The organism is Kordia sp. (assembly GCF_965283645.1).
Classification (GTDB): domain Bacteria; phylum Bacteroidota; class Bacteroidia; order Flavobacteriales; family Flavobacteriaceae; genus Kordia.
The window spans coordinates 5,177,804-5,195,254 of the sequence record NZ_CBDIPG010000001.1; the positions used below are offsets into that span (position 1 = coordinate 5,177,804).

At 33.7% G+C, this 17,451-nt stretch carries 15 protein-coding genes; 5 read left to right on the plus strand and 10 right to left on the minus strand.

The window, feature by feature from the left end; all coding sequences use genetic code 11:
• Positions 1-90: 90 nt before the first annotated feature.
• The 5 genes from ACQ654_RS22790 to gndA are packed head-to-tail and all read right to left on the minus strand — an operon-like array spanning position 91 to position 5,962.
• Positions 91-1,167, minus strand: a complete 1,077-nt coding sequence (locus tag ACQ654_RS22790) for a polysaccharide lyase family 7 protein (RefSeq protein ID WP_430412650.1) — start codon at positions 1,165-1,167, stop codon at positions 91-93.
• A 47-nt stretch (positions 1,168-1,214) separates the two neighbouring features.
• Complete coding sequence (locus ACQ654_RS22795; RefSeq protein ID WP_430412651.1) at positions 1,215-1,982, minus strand: SDR family NAD(P)-dependent oxidoreductase; 768 nt, start codon at positions 1,980-1,982, stop codon at positions 1,215-1,217.
• Between the two features lie 58 nt (positions 1,983-2,040).
• The gene (locus ACQ654_RS22800) at positions 2,041-2,733 is read right to left on the minus strand and encodes a FadR/GntR family transcriptional regulator (RefSeq protein WP_430412652.1); all 693 of its coding nucleotides are present in this window, start codon (positions 2,731-2,733) and stop codon (positions 2,041-2,043) included.
• A gap of 43 nt (positions 2,734-2,776) precedes the next feature.
• A complete protein-coding gene (locus ACQ654_RS22805) occupies positions 2,777-4,051 on the minus strand; it encodes an Nramp family divalent metal transporter (protein WP_430412653.1) in 1,275 nt (424 codons plus the stop codon).
• A 21-nt stretch (positions 4,052-4,072) separates the two neighbouring features.
• Positions 4,073-5,962: an NADP-dependent phosphogluconate dehydrogenase gene (gndA, locus tag ACQ654_RS22810; protein ID WP_430412654.1), complete on the minus strand. Its 1,890-nt coding sequence runs from the start codon at positions 5,960-5,962 to the stop codon at positions 4,073-4,075.
• A gap of 269 nt (positions 5,963-6,231) precedes the next feature.
• On the opposite strand from gndA, the gene ACQ654_RS22815 reads away from it, so the two are divergent.
• From ACQ654_RS22815 to ACQ654_RS22825, 3 genes are all read left to right on the plus strand, one after another.
• Positions 6,232-7,896, plus strand: coding sequence for a helix-turn-helix domain-containing protein (locus ACQ654_RS22815; protein WP_430412655.1), 1,665 nt, complete (start codon positions 6,232-6,234; stop codon positions 7,894-7,896).
• Positions 7,897-8,021: 125 nt separating this feature from the next.
• Positions 8,022-8,327 (plus strand): hypothetical protein, encoded by a 306-nt coding sequence (locus ACQ654_RS22820; RefSeq protein WP_430412656.1) that lies wholly within the window; start codon positions 8,022-8,024, stop codon positions 8,325-8,327.
• A 110-nt stretch (positions 8,328-8,437) separates the two neighbouring features.
• Positions 8,438-8,716 (plus strand): hypothetical protein, encoded by a 279-nt coding sequence (locus tag ACQ654_RS22825; protein WP_430412657.1) that lies wholly within the window; start codon positions 8,438-8,440, stop codon positions 8,714-8,716.
• Positions 8,717-8,827: 111 nt separating this feature from the next.
• On the opposite strand, the gene ACQ654_RS22830 is transcribed toward ACQ654_RS22825, so the two are convergent.
• Positions 8,828-10,015 carry an alpha/beta hydrolase-fold protein gene (locus ACQ654_RS22830; RefSeq protein WP_430412658.1) on the minus strand — a complete coding sequence of 396 codons (1,188 nt, stop codon included), beginning with the start codon at positions 10,013-10,015 and terminating at the stop codon, positions 8,828-8,830.
• Between the two features lie 512 nt (positions 10,016-10,527).
• Between ACQ654_RS22830 and ACQ654_RS22835 the strand changes: the two genes are divergently transcribed.
• Positions 10,528-10,899 (plus strand): hypothetical protein, encoded by a 372-nt coding sequence (locus ACQ654_RS22835; RefSeq protein WP_430412659.1) that lies wholly within the window; start codon positions 10,528-10,530, stop codon positions 10,897-10,899.
• A 98-nt stretch (positions 10,900-10,997) separates the two neighbouring features.
• Complete coding sequence (locus ACQ654_RS22840) at positions 10,998-11,270, plus strand: hypothetical protein (protein WP_430412660.1); 273 nt, start codon at positions 10,998-11,000, stop codon at positions 11,268-11,270.
• A gap of 136 nt (positions 11,271-11,406) precedes the next feature.
• Here ACQ654_RS22840 and ACQ654_RS22845 read toward each other — a convergent pair whose 3' ends face one another.
• From ACQ654_RS22845 to ACQ654_RS22860, 4 genes are all read right to left on the minus strand, one after another.
• Entirely contained in the window at positions 11,407-13,218 is a 1,812-nt protein-coding gene (locus ACQ654_RS22845; protein ID WP_430412661.1) for an acyl-CoA dehydrogenase family protein, read from the minus strand.
• A 116-nt stretch (positions 13,219-13,334) separates the two neighbouring features.
• Entirely contained in the window at positions 13,335-14,525 is a 1,191-nt protein-coding gene (locus tag ACQ654_RS22850) for an acetyl-CoA C-acyltransferase (protein WP_430412662.1), read from the minus strand.
• 43 nt (positions 14,526-14,568) lie between these two features.
• Complete coding sequence (locus ACQ654_RS22855; protein WP_430412663.1) at positions 14,569-14,916, minus strand: four helix bundle protein; 348 nt, start codon at positions 14,914-14,916, stop codon at positions 14,569-14,571.
• A 90-nt stretch (positions 14,917-15,006) separates the two neighbouring features.
• On the minus strand, positions 15,007-17,412 hold the full coding sequence (locus ACQ654_RS22860) for a 3-hydroxyacyl-CoA dehydrogenase NAD-binding domain-containing protein (RefSeq protein WP_430412664.1): 2,406 nt from the start codon (positions 17,410-17,412) through the stop codon (positions 15,007-15,009).
• Positions 17,413-17,451: the final 39 nt, after the last annotated feature.

Sequence of the window (17,451 nt, forward strand, 5' to 3'; positions counted from 1 at the left end):
TTTTGCTTGATTCAGTTAGAAATAGTTTGTAGCCGACATTTTGTATATGATTATGTATCTAATTTACTAAATATAAACCAATATATAGATTTAATCATTTTTAGTAAAATAACCTTTATTTGATATAGCGTCATCACTTACGTAAATACTTGCATCTTTAAACCAAACTTCTGCGTAATTTCCAGTTTCATATTGCTTTTGAATATTTCCGCCAAAAGTTTCAGCTCCAGAACACCAGTTTTTGTTTATTTCAGGAGATTTTCCATTTGTTTGGTTGTAAGAACCTAACTTAAAAAAAAGACCTTCATCAGCATATGCATTTTCTCGTTCAACGCCATCTTGACCAATTGGTACAAATAAATCTTGCGTTTGCTGAGGTATATCGGCTGTTGTAGTATATGCTGATTTGATTAAGTTTTTTGTAAATGTTTTCGTTTCGTGTCCGTCACTTGTAAATGTAAGAGACATTATTCCGTCCTTGATTTCAATTTCATAACTAAATTCTTCACCTAATTCAATACCATCTGTAGGTTCAGCTGGATAGCTGTTTTCTTCAGTACCCACAACAGAAAAATCATGACCCCAAACAGCTGTTGAATAATCCCAGCGTCCAGAATTGTCATCACCAGCAGTGTTGATTTCGTAATGCCAAAATACAGAACCGTTGGTTTGACCAGGAAATTTTTTGTAAAATATTTTAAGCGGTTCATTTTCATGTCCGTCTGCACTATGAATTTGCCCAACGACTACTGAGTAAGAAGCGGCAACTCGTGCATCACCTGTAGCGGATACATTCATCACTTTAAGTGTAGCTGTCAATTTCGCATCTGTCATTGGAGACCATTTTTTTGTTTGTGCTAATTCGGTTCTTGTGTTATTTGAAGTTCCGTGTGTATCTCCTGAATTTGGTGCTTTGTATACAACCCAACTTTCTTTTTCATCATTTTCTGTATAGAAGAAATCTTTGTGTTCAAAATTTATGGCATGTCCTACATTTGAACCATCTCCTAAGATCAAATTCCAATGATTAAAAAATGGAATGACATCACTTGCATATACCGTTTTTTGAGCTTCTTTTGCAGGTTTTTTTGTAGCATTTTTACAACTGTTTAGGAAAAAGCTGAAGGTGAAAACAGCGGATACTACTAAGATTATTTTTTTAGTCATTTTTTTGATTTGTTTACGAAATTGGTTACCTAATTTTCTTTGATGTATTACATATTATAAACGCCGCCATTAATATCTAGCGTAGCTCCAGTAATAAAACCATCATATTCAGACGCTAAATATAGAACAGCTCTTGCTACGTCTGCGGCGTTACCTGCGCGTTGAATTGGAATGCCAGCTGTTGTTTTAGCAGCTGATTCTTTTGTTGTATGTGTGTTGTGAAATGAAGTACCAAGTATAAGTCCTGGCGCAACCGCATTTACTCGAATACCTTCAGGGCCTAACTCAGTAGCTAATGCGCGCGTTAGTGTTAAAATAGCGCCTTTACTGGTAGCATAAGCAACAGATCCAGGATGACCACCTTTTCGTCCTGCAAGTGAAGCTAGGTTGACAATACTACTGTTGTTGTTTTTTGCCAAATAAGGAGCCGCCGCTCGTGTAACAAACATCATTGAGGTGAGATTGATATTCATTACTTTGTGCCAAAACTCAGTTTCCATGTTGTCTAACATTTTGCGTGCCACGAGCGAACCTGCATTATTAATTAGGATGTCCAAACCGCCAAATGCTTCTATTGTTTTTTCAATCATTGCATTCGCGTCCGCTTCGTTTGTTAAATCGCCACGAATTATAACAGATTTTTGTCCTTTACTAGTTGCATAATCCATTAATGTTTCTGCTGTGGTTGCACTTGAAAAATAATGGATAGCAACATTTGCTCCGCTATCAATAAAGTGTTTTGTAATGGATTCTCCTATACCTTGCGCTCCTGCGGTGATGAGTACATTTTTGTTCGTTAGTTTAGTTGTGTTCATAGTATTTTAGTTGATAATCGTACTGAAATTATGTTGTTTTTGTTTTTTTATTGATTTACTATTCGATGTATTTTGATAGTTTATAAAAGTGATCTTCCATCATTTTATTTGCCAATTCTACATCTTGAGCTTCTATAGCTATATAAATGTCTTCATGTTTTCGTATCTCAGAAATTGCTTTGTCTCCTTCACACACAGTGTCTTTGTCGTAAGTTGCTAGAATTGGTGGCGTAATTAATAGCATTAAGGTTAACAGCGTACTGTTTTTACTTGCTTTGGCAATTGCTAAATGAAATAATAGATCTTCTTCCAAATAATCTTCACCATACATCATTTTTTCTTTGAAAGCATTCAACGCTTCTTTTATATTTTTTAAATCGTCAGTTGTTCTTCTTTTAGCCGCTAAGCAAACCGTCTTCAATTCTAAGGTGATTCGTGTTTCAACTAATTCTTTAAATGATGGCGTGTCTAGTGAAATAATTTCATTGATCATTCCGTTAAAACCAATCAATCCGATATCTAAAACTGTCCCACTTTGCGCCATTGATTTTACGACACCATAAAATTCTAATTTTCGAATGGCTTCTCGTATTTGATTTCTGTTTACTCCAAATTTTTCAGACATCAACCTTTCTGAAGGCAACTTTTCTCCTTCTTCTAAGTTTCTACTGTTTACCAAATCACGAATCTTTGAGATTACATCATTTTGTAATGATTTTTTATCGTCTTTATCTATTAAACTTATTTTCACTTGAATCAATTGTTTTTAGAAAATGTGTTTCAATTTTATTTGTTTAAAAATATTCTGTTAAGGCAATAATTCCGTTTACAGAAATTACCAACGAAAAGAACAATGCGGCAAAAAGTCCAACATTTACCCAAATACCTGTTGTATAATCTTTCATTACTTTTTTATTATTCACTATTAAAATAATTCCCAGTATTACTGCTGGTAAAACAAAGACATTAAATACTTGTGATAGAATTTGAATTTCAATAGGATTCGCACCAAAAGCAGGGCCAATTAAAGCAACTAAACACGCTACAAAAGTTACAATCCTAAATTGCTTTGAACTCGTGTCTAACTCACCCGATTGATAGTCTGCCAATAATAAAGGCGCAATTAACAAGCAAGGAAAAATAGAAGACAATCCAGCACTTAATGCGCCAAAAAAGAAAATAGTGACTGCCCATTTTCCTGCAACTGGTTCTAGTGTGTTTGCCATGTCTAATACATGTGTTACTTCTTTTCCATCATAAAATAACGCGCCAGCGGCAACCGCCATAATTGTTGCACTAATGACAAATATTAAAATTGCGGCAGTAATGGAATCTCTTTTTTGTTGATTTAAATTTTTAACTGTCCAACCTTTTCCTTTTACAAATAATGGTCGCGATAAAAATGTTGCCGCTGCCATCGTAGTACCCACAAATGCGGCAACTAGCATTTTACCACCTGGAACATTCGGAATTGTTGGAATCAAGCCTTTTACAACATCTACTGGAAGTGGTTGTACAAAACACAAGGATATAATAAATGACAATCCCATGAGCGTAACAAATATGACGAGTATTTTCTCAAAAAAAGTATACTTGCCAACCAACATTAGTAAGTAAAAAATTGTAATGATTGCAACTGCAATGGCTAATACAATTTCATATTTGAATTCGCTTAAACCATCAAAATTGACAGCTAAAATTTCATAAATGATATTAGATGAAATCCCTAAAATTCCCATTAAAGAATTCCATTGTCCAAATGTGATTCCAATAATGATTAATATGGCTAAAGCTTTTCCGTATTTTAAGTGTTTTTTAAAACCATATAGCGCCGTTTCGCCTGTTACTAAACCATAATTTCCGTATACAAACATAAGAACTCCAGAAAACAGACAGCTTAATAGTAAAACCCAAAGTAGTTGCATATTAAATTTACTTCCGGCAACAATCATAGACGTTACACTACCTGTACCAATTGTATAACCAATAGCAAAAAATGCTGGACCAAAGCCAAGTATGATTGAAATAATTTTCTTTAAAAAAGATTTTTTATGCTGAGAAGCTTCCATGTTTTCGTTTTTAGTTTGTAATTATTTCCAGTGTGTATGATGGTATTTTCCTGAAGCATCATCTTTCCTTTGATACGTATGCGCTCCAAAATAATCGCGTTGTGCCTGAATTATATTTGCTGATGAATTTGTCTTCGAAAAGCTATTTAAAAAGTTAATCGATTCACTTAATGTTGATATTGACAATTCGTTTAATATACCTTCTGAAACCACTTTTTTTATGAACGGTTTTAGTGCTTTTAATTCGTTTATAAATTGCTCATGTTGTAATAGATTATCTGTTGTTTTAAATACAGAAACTAACGAAACCATCAATTCTGATCGGATAATGCATCCATTGGTCCAAATTCTGGCGAGTTCGCTTAAATTTAAGTTCCATTTGTATCTAATTGAAGCTTCTTTTATCAATTTAAAACCTTGATAGTGATTTATGATTCTTGCAAATTGATATGCTTTTAAAACATCGTTTTCAGTAATTTTTAAATCTTGTACTTCGGATATTTTGAAATGTTCACTTGCTGTTATTCTTTCATCTTTAAAGAAAGAGGTGTATCGAGCAAATAGGGCAGAAGCTATTAATGTACTTGGTATGCCTAATTCGGCTGTAGCAATTGTTGTCCAATTTCCAGTTCCTTTGTTGCCAGCTTTGTCTAGTATGTTGTGAATTAACCAGTCATTTTCTTCTTTTTTCCTTAAAATATCAATGGTTATTTCGAGTAGATAACTATTTGCTGAGGTTTTCCAAGATTCTAAAATAGTTGCGATTTGATCAGGATTATTTCCTAGTTTATTCAGTAAAACATAGACTTCAGCAAGTAATTGCATTTCTACATATTCAATTCCGTTATGAACCATTTTTACAAAATGACCACTTCCTTCAGCACCGATATATGTACAACATGGAAGTCCATTTTTATCTGTAGCTGCGATTGCTTCTAAATAAGGCTTTACGTTTTCATACGCTACTACATCTCCACTTGGCATGATTGACGGACCTTTTAAAGCGCCTTCTTCACCACCAGAAACTCCAGTTCCGATGAAATGAATCTTCTTAGATTGTAAGTACTCAAAACGTTCTTTGGTTTTGTTGTAATTGGAATTTCCACCATCAATTAAAATATCACCTTCTGATAAAAATGGAAGCAGATTTTCGATGACGATATCAATTGTTTTTCCAGCATTTACCATTACCATTATTTTCCTAGGAACTTTCAAAGAAGCTACAAAAGATGCGATATTATCAAAAGCTACTGCAGTCGATAATTCACCATATTGATTTTTGAAATTTTTAGCAACATTCTCTTCAATACCATCAACATGTCTGTTAAACAACGACACTTTAAAATCGTTATTTGCAAAATTTCGACTTAAACTTTTCCCCATGATGCCTAATCCAAAAACTCCAATTTCAGATTTGTTTGTGAGCTTACTTTTTATGACTTGTACACTATTTTCTGTTGACAAACTGATATCTATTTTGATTGCTTGTTTAGGTTCTTCTAAAATATCAAACTGCGATTTTAAGAGTTCAGAACTCATAAAATGTCCTTTTCTAGTATCTAATCTTTCTTTAATTAGATTGAACGATCCTTGAAGAAAAACCCATTTCAAATTAGTTTCAATTCCTTTGTTTAAAATGGTTCGGTACGATTGTTTTAATGCAGAACACACAATAACACAACTCGCTTTTTTCTTTACCTGATGCAGTGCTAAATCATTTAAAACTTGAAGCCAATTGAACCTGTCATCGTCGGTTAAAGCTATTCCACTAGCCATTTTTTTAATGTTATGTTCAGAGTGAAAATCATCTCCATCAAAAAAAGGAATTTGTAAATCTTTAGCCAATAGTTTTCCTATGGTAGTTTTACCTACACCTGAGACACCAATGATAAAAATGATTGTTGTTTTCATGTTGTTTTTTTTGGGTAACCAAATTGGTTTACCAGTTTGGTTACCCAAATATATGTTATATTTTTCGATTAGCAATATCTTTTTTTTAATAAAAAAAATACTATTTGTAAATTTTGAAAGTAGGAACAAGTAGCATTAGTTGTCTTATGTGTAGGAAGATATTATTGAGACTTCATATAATTCAAAGGTTGAATAGAAGTAACATATTGTTAAATTTTTTTATTGTAACTTTTTTGCTGATTGCATTTTTCCTAAAAAACCAACGTCGAATGAAACGATTACTACTTCTATTATTATATGTGTTTTTAAGTGTTACGAACGCACAAAGTAATGTGTCAAATGATTCCTCATACGATGAATTGGTCAACTTATATGCTAATTCTTTATTTAAAGATGATTCAAAGGCGTTAGATTTTGCTTTTCAGGCAAAAGGAGTTGCCTTAGTTAACGGGAATGACGAACAGTTAGCAAAAGCATTTTATTACATTTCAAAATGTCAATATCGATTAAATGAAAATAAGAAAGCTCTTAAGAATATTGAATTAGCTATTTCAAAGAAGGAAGCCTTAAATGATCTAAAATTTTTGCATAAATGCCTTTGTTTAAAAGGAGATATTCTTTCTGTATTAGGAGAAGATTCTAAAGCATTGGTAGTTTTTTTAGAAGCTCGGAAATATGGAAAACTTCTTGGAGATCCAATTTATGAAATTGCGCCGCTTTCTAATATTGCCTACATAAAAAAAATACATAAGGATTTTCAGGAAGCGATTCGTTTGTATAAAGATATCTTAAAATATATAAATACTGTAGAAGACACGAATGATACGGCTTATTATAAACTTCTCGCATTTATGAATATTGCTGATATATATCTTTGGTTAGAAAACCCAGATGAAGCGGAGTTTTATAATGAAGCAGGTTTGAAAAAGTGTTCAAAAGAGAAAGATACTTGGGCATATTATCCTTTGTTAATGAATAGTGCCATTATTTTTTATCAAAAAGGACAATATGAAAAGAGTATTTCAATCGCGAATCAAGTTCGTGATTTCGCTAAACCCGATATAGAAGGTTTGTACCTTACTTCGTTGTTATATCTTGGAAAAAGTTCATATAAATTACATGCTTATGAAAAGGCGATACATTATTTAGAAAAGGCATATGCAAAAGTAAGCACTTCGGATAATGTAGGTGTTAATGAAAAAGAACTACATGAGTTTCTAGCATTGGCATATCACGAAAGTGGAAACTCTGAAAAAACAGTATTTCATTTTCAAAAATATACCGCATTAGAAAAAAAGCAAAGTACTGAGGATTTAAAACTCAACAATGAAACACATGAACTTATGGATGTGTTACCGCTTAAAACAGAAATAAATAAACTCGGAGAGGAATTAACAACGGAAACAAAGACCAAGAAAAACTTATTTATTATAGCAATACTATTGCTTTTTCTTTTTATCGGAAGTGTACTTTATTATATACTACATAAAAAAACTACCAAGAAGAAAATTAAAGAACTCCTTAAAAAAGTAGCTGCATTAGAAAATGGGCAAGAGGAAAAAGTAGTTGTAAAAAAGGATAAAATATTTGATGAGAAAGCGAGAATTATTTTGAATAAAATTGCTGAGTTTGAAAAAAAAGAACAGTATTTAGACATCGATTGTAGTTTGGGTTTTATGGCAGAAAAATTAGAAACCAATACTACATATTTGTCCAAAGTAATTAATACCTATAAAGAAAAATCGTTTACAGCTTATATGACTGAATTGCGAATTAATACTGCTTTACTTCGATTAAAGAATGACAAAACATTACAATCTTACACCATTCAAGGTATAGCAGAAGAGTTCGGTTTTAAACGACAAGAAACATTTTCGAGAGCTTTTAAAGCGCATACAGGAATATATCCTTCACAATATTTGAAAAATTTATGATAAAAAAAGGTGATTTATTGACGATTTATAAATCGTCAATGATTTAATTTTTGTTTTAGTTTAATATGTTCTTGCTTCACATCTTATTATAAATAACAACACAAAGTATTATGAAAAAAAAGAACATGAAAAGTCTAATGTTACATAAACATACTGTTTCAAATTTAGCAATACTTCATAGAAAAACTGGTGGAGTGACAGTACTAAATACTGACGGTCAAACAGCGATAACTCCTTATGGTGAAACCGTGAATAATACAGATTGTGAGCACATAACTACAAATACATTAATGATATCCGATTGTATAGGAACACTGTGTGCGGAACAATGCCATACCAATGCTGGAACAACAAGAGCACAACCGCCATCAGAACACCAAGGATGCAATATAAATTCAAACGGGAATTCAGCTCACATGCATCAAGGGTAATGATGTTTATAATAAAGTTATTGGCAATTTATGTTCCGTCAATAGCTTTGTTTTATGTTTTAAGATATAATGGCTTGCTTTATCACATGAATCTTTAAAACATAATTATAATGAAAAAAAGAAATTTTAAAAGTTTAGAGTTAAAAAAATCTAGCATCTCTAAACTAAACGGTGGAGGCATTGTCAATCCAGGAGTTGATGTACATTTCAACACTACAAACGATACGGTTACTATTATTCCTTATCATACGCAAGGAGCAGAGCGAGGATGTATTTGGTATAGTGAATTGTATACCGCTTGTGAATGTCATTCTTTAGCTGGTCTATCAAATTGTGCGGATTGCCCTGTTGATTATAATCACGATACAGATGCTCATGGAGCAATGTAATGATGTGAAAGAGCGAGCTTCGGTTCGCTTTTTTCATTTTTTGATAGAAATTTGACCATACGAGTTGGAAACTCTTCCTAACTTAGAACTATTTAGTTTGTGTGTATGACTTTATTCTTTTTCTAATTCTATTAATTTATATTTTGAGTAGGAATCAACGTATAATGAAACTGATTTTTTATAATTTTCAATAGCTTTTTCTTTATTTCCAATCGCTATATAAAAATCTCCCATTGAATCATAAACACTGAAATTTTCAGGATAATTTTTTACATTCAATTTAAAAACTTGTGCTGCTTTTTCAAACTGTTCATATTCTAATAGAGTGTAGCCAAGTTCATTAATGTATCGTTGATCTGGTTTCATTTCTATTCCAAACCCTTTTGATAATCTTTTGTAGTAATTCTGAATTTTGCCTAAAATATCAATTTCAGGATTAGAATACGCTTCATTGGTAAGCTTAAATTTATAAAAATCAAAAATATAGCGCAAGGCATCGTATGTTGCAATGAAAGGAATAGAACCATGATCATCATCTGCGTAATACTTCCCTTTAAAGGATAGATACTTTTGCGTGTCTTTTCTTAAATACGAATTAAGTTCTAAAATAGCACGAATATGTTTTGTAGAAGCTGTTGTGTCTTTTTGTACGCTTACGGTATCCATATCTTTGCGCATTGTATTTGCAATACCTAAAAACAGCGTTTTGTTGGCATACTTTTTATCTAATGTTGTGTTCTTAATTTGGTGTAGCAATTTTTTTTTATTCCAATGCATAGAAGGATCAATTGCTACATAGGCATTGAATAAATTAGGTGTATGTATCAATGTATTCATCACAGTAAGTCCTCCTAGTGAATGTCCAATAAATACGCGATATGGTTTTGTTGGGTATGTAGCATTTATGTGCGGAATGAGTTCTTTTTCTACAAATGAAATAAAATTAGCGCCACCACCTGAACCGGGAAGTTCGCCTTTGGTTGGTGTTAAATCTCTGGTTCTTTTCGTATTAGAAATTCCAACAATCATCATTTCAGGTAAAATAACATTTCGATGTATAGGACTCAATTGCCGCATTATAGCAACGACTGAATGAAAATGAGCATCTCCATCTAAAAGATAAATTACAGGATATGTTTTTTCAGGAGTATCTTTAGGAACATATATCAAGACTTTTCGTTCTTCATTTAATATCTCGGAATCTATATAGTCAATTTTTGCAATAATATCATTACTACTTTGTCCGTTCGCATTGTAAAGACAGAAACATAAAAAGTAGCTTACGATTATTTTTTTCATTTATTGTATTTTAATGAAAGATTTCATGAAAATACGAAAACCTTTCGATTTCACTCAAAGTTATGCAATTATGTAAAATCATCATTTTCTAATGCTATGTCTGAATAAGTCTTAGTAAAAACCACTTGAAAGCCTCTCGAAGTAATACAACATGGTTTCTAACGTGCTTTATTCGATTTCGCAGACCTACGACAAACTTTCAGAGAGCTACGAATTGTTCTTACAGATTTCAAATTGCAGTAAATAATTGATTGTAGACAACATAAAAATGACAAAGTTTAGTACAACGTGAATACTATTTCATTTTTTGTTCTTCATAATTAAAGCTTTATACCTAAGTTTCTCCACCTCAAGGACTTTTCTTGAGTTTCAGCGATCAGTTTCTACACTTTTGTTATGTAATCAAAAATAAATATTCCGATTGAGTAGCTACATGAGTTTGTTTTTGGTTTGATAGGCGGAATCCGAAAAACCTTTTTTAAATAGAGTAGGAGATTTTAAATATAGAAATTATGTCAACCAAAGCAACAAAATTCACAATGACAGTAAACCCATTAACAGATGTACTTGATATAACAAAAGGAAAGTTAATGACAGATTTAATACCATACGATGCAGTTTCGGGTCAGGAATATGCAGTTAGTTTAACATCTAAAGCTAAGTATCATAAAAATGAACTACCTGTAAACAAAGTTGTGATTTATAATACAACGAATACGAATCCTAAAGGATGGTTTTATGTTGTTGAAGAAGGACAGTCGACAGTAATCACTATCGGTAAAGAAGGTACAGAGAACACTAAAGTGTATGCATTCTTTATTGATATTACTGCACAAGATAATACAGGATCAGCAACCTTGACTTTTACTCCAGTTTGTGAGTAGATACAGTAGGTAGACTTTACTTAATTAAAGTTTTTGATTTGAAAAGGCGCAATCTGAAAAGCCTATATTAAATAGAGTAGGAAATAAATATTATTAATATGCAATCACCTAAAGATTCACACGATCAAACTGGAGAATGGTTTACTTGTTCTGTAAATTCCATTGGTCCAATTGAAAATAACGGAGTTTATGTAATGCTAACTGATGACGGAGGTAAGTTCAATAAGACTTGGTTTTATACTTCTCCAAATATTAGCGCTCTCGTAAATGAAACAGGACTATCTGCCATTCAAAATGGAAAAAAAGTTTATGTAGAGTTGACTGGTTCATCTCCAGCAAGTAGCGTTTTGAGATTTCATTTATTAGCATAAAAAGAAAACTATATTCTTTTAATAAATATGTAATCAGCAAACAAAAAAGCCATCTTCTTCAAGATGGCTTTTTAACAAACAACTAAATTCTAAAACCTATCAAGTGTTTAGAATTACTTTTAAATATTTTTATTTCTTAGAAACAATATTCGTTTTCTGCAGTCATTTTTTCTGCAATTTGGTTGCGTAATGCAACTACATTTGGCATGTTTGCATATTTTGTGAAACGCTTTAATCCCATTAACATCATGCGTTGCTCGTCACCTTCAGCAAAGGAAACAATTCCTTCTTTTGCTTTTGTTGAGATTTTTTCAACGGCATTGAACAAGTTTAGTTTTGTCATTGCAATTTGAATTTCTTGAGAATCTTCTCCAAAACGTTTTGCATTCTTTTCTGTACGTAACATAGACGATTCTATCATGTAGATTTCAATTAAGATATCTGCCGCTGCCATTAATAATTGTTGGTGCTCTTCTAGTTGAGGTCCAAATTTTTGAACTGCTGATCCAGCAACCATTAAGAATACTTTTTTCAGTTTCCCTAGTAATTCTTTTTCTTCAGCGAATAATTCAGAGTAATCTGGAATGTCAAAAGAAGGAATTCCCATCAATTCGTCAGCTACTTTCATTGCTGGCTCTAATAGGTTTACATGCCCTTTCATTGCCTTTTTTACTAACATTCCAACAGCTAACATTCTGTTGATTTCGTTGGTTCCTTCATAAATACGCGAAATACGTGCGTCTCTCCAAGCAGCTTCCATTGGCGTATCCGCTGAGAATCCCATTCCACCAAAAATTTGAATTCCTTCGTCTGTACAGTTTTGTACATCTTCTGAAACTTTCACTTTTAAGATTGAACACTCAATTGCATATTCTTCAACACCTTTTAATTCTGCATCTTGATGTGTATTTCCTTCTGCTTCACGAATTGCAATTCGATCTTCAATATTTTTTGCAGCTCTGTACGATCCAGATTCTCCAACGTAACACGCTGTTGCCATTTCTGCTAATTTAGCTTTGATAGCACCAAACTTTGCAATTGGAGTTTTAAACTGAACACGCTCGTTTGCATATTTTGTAGCTTCTGTAATCACACGACGTTGTGCATCTAAACAAGCCGCAGCTAATTTAATACGCCCAACATTTAAAGCGTTCATTGCAATTTTGAAACCATTTCCTCTTTCAGAAAGCATGTTTTCTACAGGAACTTTTGTTTCACTAAAGAATACTTGACGTGTAGATGAAGAGTGAATTCCTAGTTTGTGTTCTTCTTCTCCTAACGTAATTCCATTTGGATTTTCTCTGTCAAATTCAACAATAAATCCTGTGATGTTTTTGTCATCTTCAATACGAGCAAAAACGATGAATACTTCTGCAAAACCTGCATTCGAGATCCACATTTTTTGTCCAGAAATTAAATAGTATTTTCCATCTTCAGACAAAACAGCTTTTGTTTTACCAGAATTTGCATCTGATCCAGCACCAGGTTCTGTTAAACAGTAGGCACCAAATCTTTGTCCAGTTGCTAACGCAGGAACATATTTTTTCTTTTGCTCTTCTGTTCCGTATAATGTAATTGGCATTGTTCCAATTCCTGTATGTGCTCCAAAAGCTGTAGCGATAGAACCTGTTGCTCCCGAAATGTAATCACAGGTAAGCATCGTAGAAACAAATCCCATTCCCATTCCGTCATATGCTTCAGGAACTGCAATTCCTAAGAATCCAAGTTCACCAGCTTTACGCATAATTTCTTCGGTTAAGGCATAATCTTTCTTTTCAAATTGCTCTTTCTTTGGCCATACTTCACGATCGATAAATTCCTTTACCGATTCTTTCATCATTTGTTGCTCCTCAGAAAAATCTTCAGGAGTAAATACGTCTTCACATTTTGTTTCTTTTACTAGGAATTGTCCTCCGCGTAAAATATCTGTTTTTATTTCTGTGCTCATTGTTAATATAGATTTTAGTTTCTAGTAGTGAGTATTGAGATACTATACTAGATGTTTTTAGTTTGTTATAATGGTGAATAGTAATAAACTCACTACTCAATACTGATATCTCAATTCTAATTCAAGAATTCAAAAACTCCAGCAGCACCTTGTCCAGTTCCTACACACATGGTAACCATTCCGTATTTCCCTTTCATGTCGCGCTTGCGCATTTCGTCAAATAGTTGAACTGATAGTTTTGCTCCTGTACAACCTAATGGATGTCCTAAAGCGATTGCGCCACCATTTACGTTTACGATGTCTTGATTTAAATCTAATTCACGCATTACGGCTAATGATTGAGAAGCAAAGGCTTCATTCAATTCGATTAATTCAATATCGTTTTGTTGCAATCCTGCTTGTTTTAATACTTTTGGAATTGCAGCAACAGGTCCAATTCCCATGATGCGTGGTTCAACACCTGCCGCCGCATAGTTTACTAAACGTGCAATTGGCTCAAGGTTTAATTCTTTTACCATTTCTTCACTCATGATTAATACAAACGCGGCTCCATCACTCATTTGAGATGAATTCCCAGCCGTTACACTTCCGCCTTGAGCGAAAACCGCACGCAACTTATTTAATACCGCTGTGCTTGTTCCTTTACGTGGTCCTTCATCTTTGGTTACGGTGTAACTTTTTGTCGCTTTTTTACCGTTTTCATCAATATAGGTTTGATCTACAGTAATTGGTACGATTTGATCTTGAAAACGATCTTCTGCTTGCGCACGTAAAGCCTTCATGTGCGAATTGTATGCGAACTCATCTTGGTCTGCACGAGATACGTTGAATTGGTTGGCAACAGCTTCTGCTGTATTTCCCATTCCCCAGTAATAATCTTCATGACCAGCTTTTACGATGTCGTAGTTCAATTCTGTTTTAAATCCTGTCATCGGAACAGAACTCATGCTTTCCGCGCCACCAGCAATGATACAATCGGCCATTCCTGCTTGAATTTTTGCCGCCGCCATTCCAATTGTTTCTAATCCTGATGAACAGAAACGGTTTACGGTAACTCCGGGAACATCAACAATATCTAATCCCATTAATGAGATTAAACGTGCCATGTTGAGTCCTTGTGAACCTTCTGGCATTGCGTTTCCAACAATAACGTCATCAATACGTTTCTTGTCAAAATCTGGAAGTTCATTCATCATGTATTGAATGGTTTCTGCGGCCAATTCGTCTGTTCTTTTAAATCTGAACACACCTTTTGGAGCTTTTCCAACGGCTGTTCTATATGCTTTTACTATGTATGCTGTTTTCATTTTCAATGAATAGTATTGAGTATTGAGTTTTTAGTATTGAGTTTTATAACCTTTGCTGAAAAACATAGTTCATTTTTTGAATTTCAATACACTGCTCAATTATTGGTTGTACTTTTTCTTTGTGTATGAGATTTAACTCTATTAATAATAACAATTGCGTTTGGAATTCATAATTAGAACCGTTTGCAATACTTAAAAAATGCTTAAATTCTTTGTTAGAATTTCTTCCTGCACCTTCTGCAATGTTAGAAGGAATAGAAACAGCACTTCTTTTTATTTGAGACGTTAGCCCAAATTTTTCATCTTTTGGTAAACTTGCAACGAGTAGATATACAGCCTTTGTCAATTCAATTGACTTTGTCCATATTTTTAAATTATCTACTTTATGCATTTTTTTAGTATTGAGATCTTAGTAGTAAGTATTGAGCTATTAGTATTGAGAGTGTTTCTTGGAACTTGTCTCAATACTAATATCTCAAATCTAATTTCTTAAGGGCTTGCCCGTTTTCAACATGTGTTGAATACGTTCTAACGTTTTACGCTCCGTACATAAACTTAAGAATGCTTCGCGCTCCAAGTCTAGTAAGTAATCTTCAGTTACCAATGTTGGTTCAGATAAATCCCCACCAGCCATTACATAGGCAAGTTTGTTGGCGATTTTATGATCGTGTTCACTGATATATTTACTCGCTTCCATTGCGTCTGTTCCAACTAAGAACATACCCAAGGCTTGTTTTCCAAGCACTTTTACATCTTTTCTACGCATTGGTTGTGTGTATCCAGATGCTGCCATTAATTTCGCATGTGCTTTTGCTGTTGCGATTTGACGATCTTTGTTTACAACAACAACATCTTTTCCTTTTTGTAAAACACCCATATCAAACGCTTCATACGCAGAAGTTGCTACTTTTGCCATACCAATCGTTAAAAAGTGTTCTTGTAATACGTTTAATTCTACATCACCTTTTTTGAAGAGATCAGAAGCACGTAACGCCATTTCTTTTGATCCTCCACCGCCAGGAATTACACCGACGCCAAATTCAACTAAACCAATGTATGTTTCTGCCGCTGCAACTACTTTATCAGCATGCATAGAAAGTTCGCATCCACCACCAAGTGTCATTCCGTGAGGAGCAACTACTACAGGAATAGAAGAGTAACGCGCGCGCATCATAGTGTTTTGGAACATTTTGATAGCTAGGTTCAATTCGTCATATTCTTGCTCAACTGCCATCATAAAAATCATTCCGATGTTTGCTCCAACAGAGAAGTTTGCCGCTTGATTTCCAATGACTAAACCTTGGAAGTCTTTTTCGGCTAAATCAATTGCTTTGTTAATTCCTGCTAAAACGCCACCACCAATGGTGTTCATTTTCGATTGGAATTCTAAGTTGATGATTCCGTCGCCTAAGTCTTCAATTACAGCTTCACTATTTTTCCATACTTCTTTTGATTTGCGAATGTTATCTAAGATGATAAATGCATCTTGACCTGGTTTTTTCGTTTGCGCTTTCGCTGGAATGTCATAATAATAGGTTGCTCCATCTTTTACAGTGTAGAATTTCGTTTCTCCTGCAGTAATCATTTCAGTTACCCAAGCCGCAGGTGCTAAACCTTCCGCTTTCATCAGTTCAATTCCTTTTTCTATACCAACAGCATCCCAAATTTCAAACGGACCATTTTCCCATCCGAAACCAGCTTTCATTGCATCATCAATTCGGTATAATTCATCAGAAATTTCAGGAATTCTATTTTGAACGTATGCAAACATTGCTGCAAAGTTTTTACGGTAGAATTCGCCTGCTTTATCTTTTCCGCCAATTAGTACTTTGAATCTGTCAATTGGTTTGTCTATTGTTTTTGTTAATTCGAGTGTAGCAAATTTGGCTCTTTTCTTTTCACGATATTCTAGCGTATCTAAGTCTAACGATAGAATTTCTTTTTTTCCTTCAGCATTTACATGTTTCTTGTAGAAACCTTGTCCTGTTTTGCTACCTAACCATTTGTTTTCCATCATTTTTTCGATGAAATCTGGTAGTTTGAATAAGTCGTGTGCTTCGTCATCTGGACAGTTTTTGTAGATTCCGTTTGCAACATGTACCAATGTATCTAATCCGACAACATCAACTGTTCTGAATGTAGCCGATTTTGGACGACCGATTACGGGTCCCGTTAATTTATCAACTTCTTCAATAGTTAAACCAAGTTCTTTTACTTGATGAAATAGACTTTGAATACCGAAAATTCCAATTCTGTTACCAATAAATGCTGGTGTATCTTTTGCTAATACAGATGTTTTTCCAAGGAATTTTTCACCGTACATCATTAAGAAGTCTGTTACTTCTTGTTTACAATCTGGTCCTGGCACAACTTCAAAGAGTCGTAAGTAACGTGGTGGATTGAAGAAATGCGTTACCGCGAAGTGTTTTTGAAAATCTTCACTGCGTCCTTCATTCATAAATTGAATTGGAATACCAGATGTGTTAGATGTGATTAACGTTCCTGGTTTTCTGTGTTTTTCAATTTGTTCAAATACTTTTTGTTTGATGTCTAATCGTTCCACAACAACTTCAATAATCCAGTCGACATCTTTTATTTTGTGTATATCATCTTCTAAATTTCCTGTAGAAATTCTATTTGCAAATTTCTGTGAGTAAATAGGCGATGGTTTTGATTTTAAGGATGCGGTAAGGTTGTCATTAACCATTCTGTTGCGCACCACTGTATCTGCAAGCGTTAATCCTTTTGCTTGTTCTTTTTCGGTAAGTTCACGAGGCACTATATCTAAAAGTAATACCTCAACTCCAATATTTGCAAAATGACAGGCAATTCCGGAACCCATTATTCCAGAACCGATAACTGCTATTTTGTTAATTGATCGTTTCATCTTTTTTTCAATTTTTAGGTGTTAGTCAAAATTTACTTT

What these genes read in the sequence shown, in the direction of transcription:
- ACQ654_RS22825 (WP_430412657.1), top strand. Translation starts at nt 8,438, where the DNA reads ATGAAAAAAAGAAATTTTAAAAGTTTAGAGTTAAAAAAATCTAGCATC.
- ACQ654_RS22855 (WP_430412663.1), bottom strand. Translation starts at nt 14,916, where the DNA reads ATGCATAAAGTAGATAATTTAAAAATATGGACAAAGTCAATTGAATTG.
- ACQ654_RS22860 (WP_430412664.1), bottom strand. Translation starts at nt 17,412, where the DNA reads ATGAAACGATCAATTAACAAAATAGCAGTTATCGGTTCTGGAATAATG.
- ACQ654_RS22815 (WP_430412655.1), top strand. Translation starts at nt 6,232, where the DNA reads ATGAAACGATTACTACTTCTATTATTATATGTGTTTTTAAGTGTTACG.
- ACQ654_RS22850 (WP_430412662.1), bottom strand. Translation starts at nt 14,525, where the DNA reads ATGAAAACAGCATACATAGTAAAAGCATATAGAACAGCCGTTGGAAAA.
- gndA (WP_430412654.1), bottom strand. Translation starts at nt 5,962, where the DNA reads ATGAAAACAACAATCATTTTTATCATTGGTGTCTCAGGTGTAGGTAAA.
- ACQ654_RS22830 (WP_430412658.1), bottom strand. Translation starts at nt 10,015, where the DNA reads ATGAAAAAAATAATCGTAAGCTACTTTTTATGTTTCTGTCTTTACAAT.
- ACQ654_RS22795 (WP_430412651.1), bottom strand. Translation starts at nt 1,982, where the DNA reads ATGAACACAACTAAACTAACGAACAAAAATGTACTCATCACCGCAGGA.
- ACQ654_RS22820 (WP_430412656.1), top strand. Translation starts at nt 8,022, where the DNA reads ATGAAAAGTCTAATGTTACATAAACATACTGTTTCAAATTTAGCAATA.
- ACQ654_RS22835 (WP_430412659.1), top strand. Translation starts at nt 10,528, where the DNA reads ATGTCAACCAAAGCAACAAAATTCACAATGACAGTAAACCCATTAACA.
- ACQ654_RS22805 (WP_430412653.1), bottom strand. Translation starts at nt 4,051, where the DNA reads ATGGAAGCTTCTCAGCATAAAAAATCTTTTTTAAAGAAAATTATTTCA.
- ACQ654_RS22840 (WP_430412660.1), top strand. Translation starts at nt 10,998, where the DNA reads ATGCAATCACCTAAAGATTCACACGATCAAACTGGAGAATGGTTTACT.
- ACQ654_RS22790 (WP_430412650.1), bottom strand. Translation starts at nt 1,167, where the DNA reads ATGACTAAAAAAATAATCTTAGTAGTATCCGCTGTTTTCACCTTCAGC.
- ACQ654_RS22845 (WP_430412661.1), bottom strand. Translation starts at nt 13,218, where the DNA reads ATGAGCACAGAAATAAAAACAGATATTTTACGCGGAGGACAATTCCTA.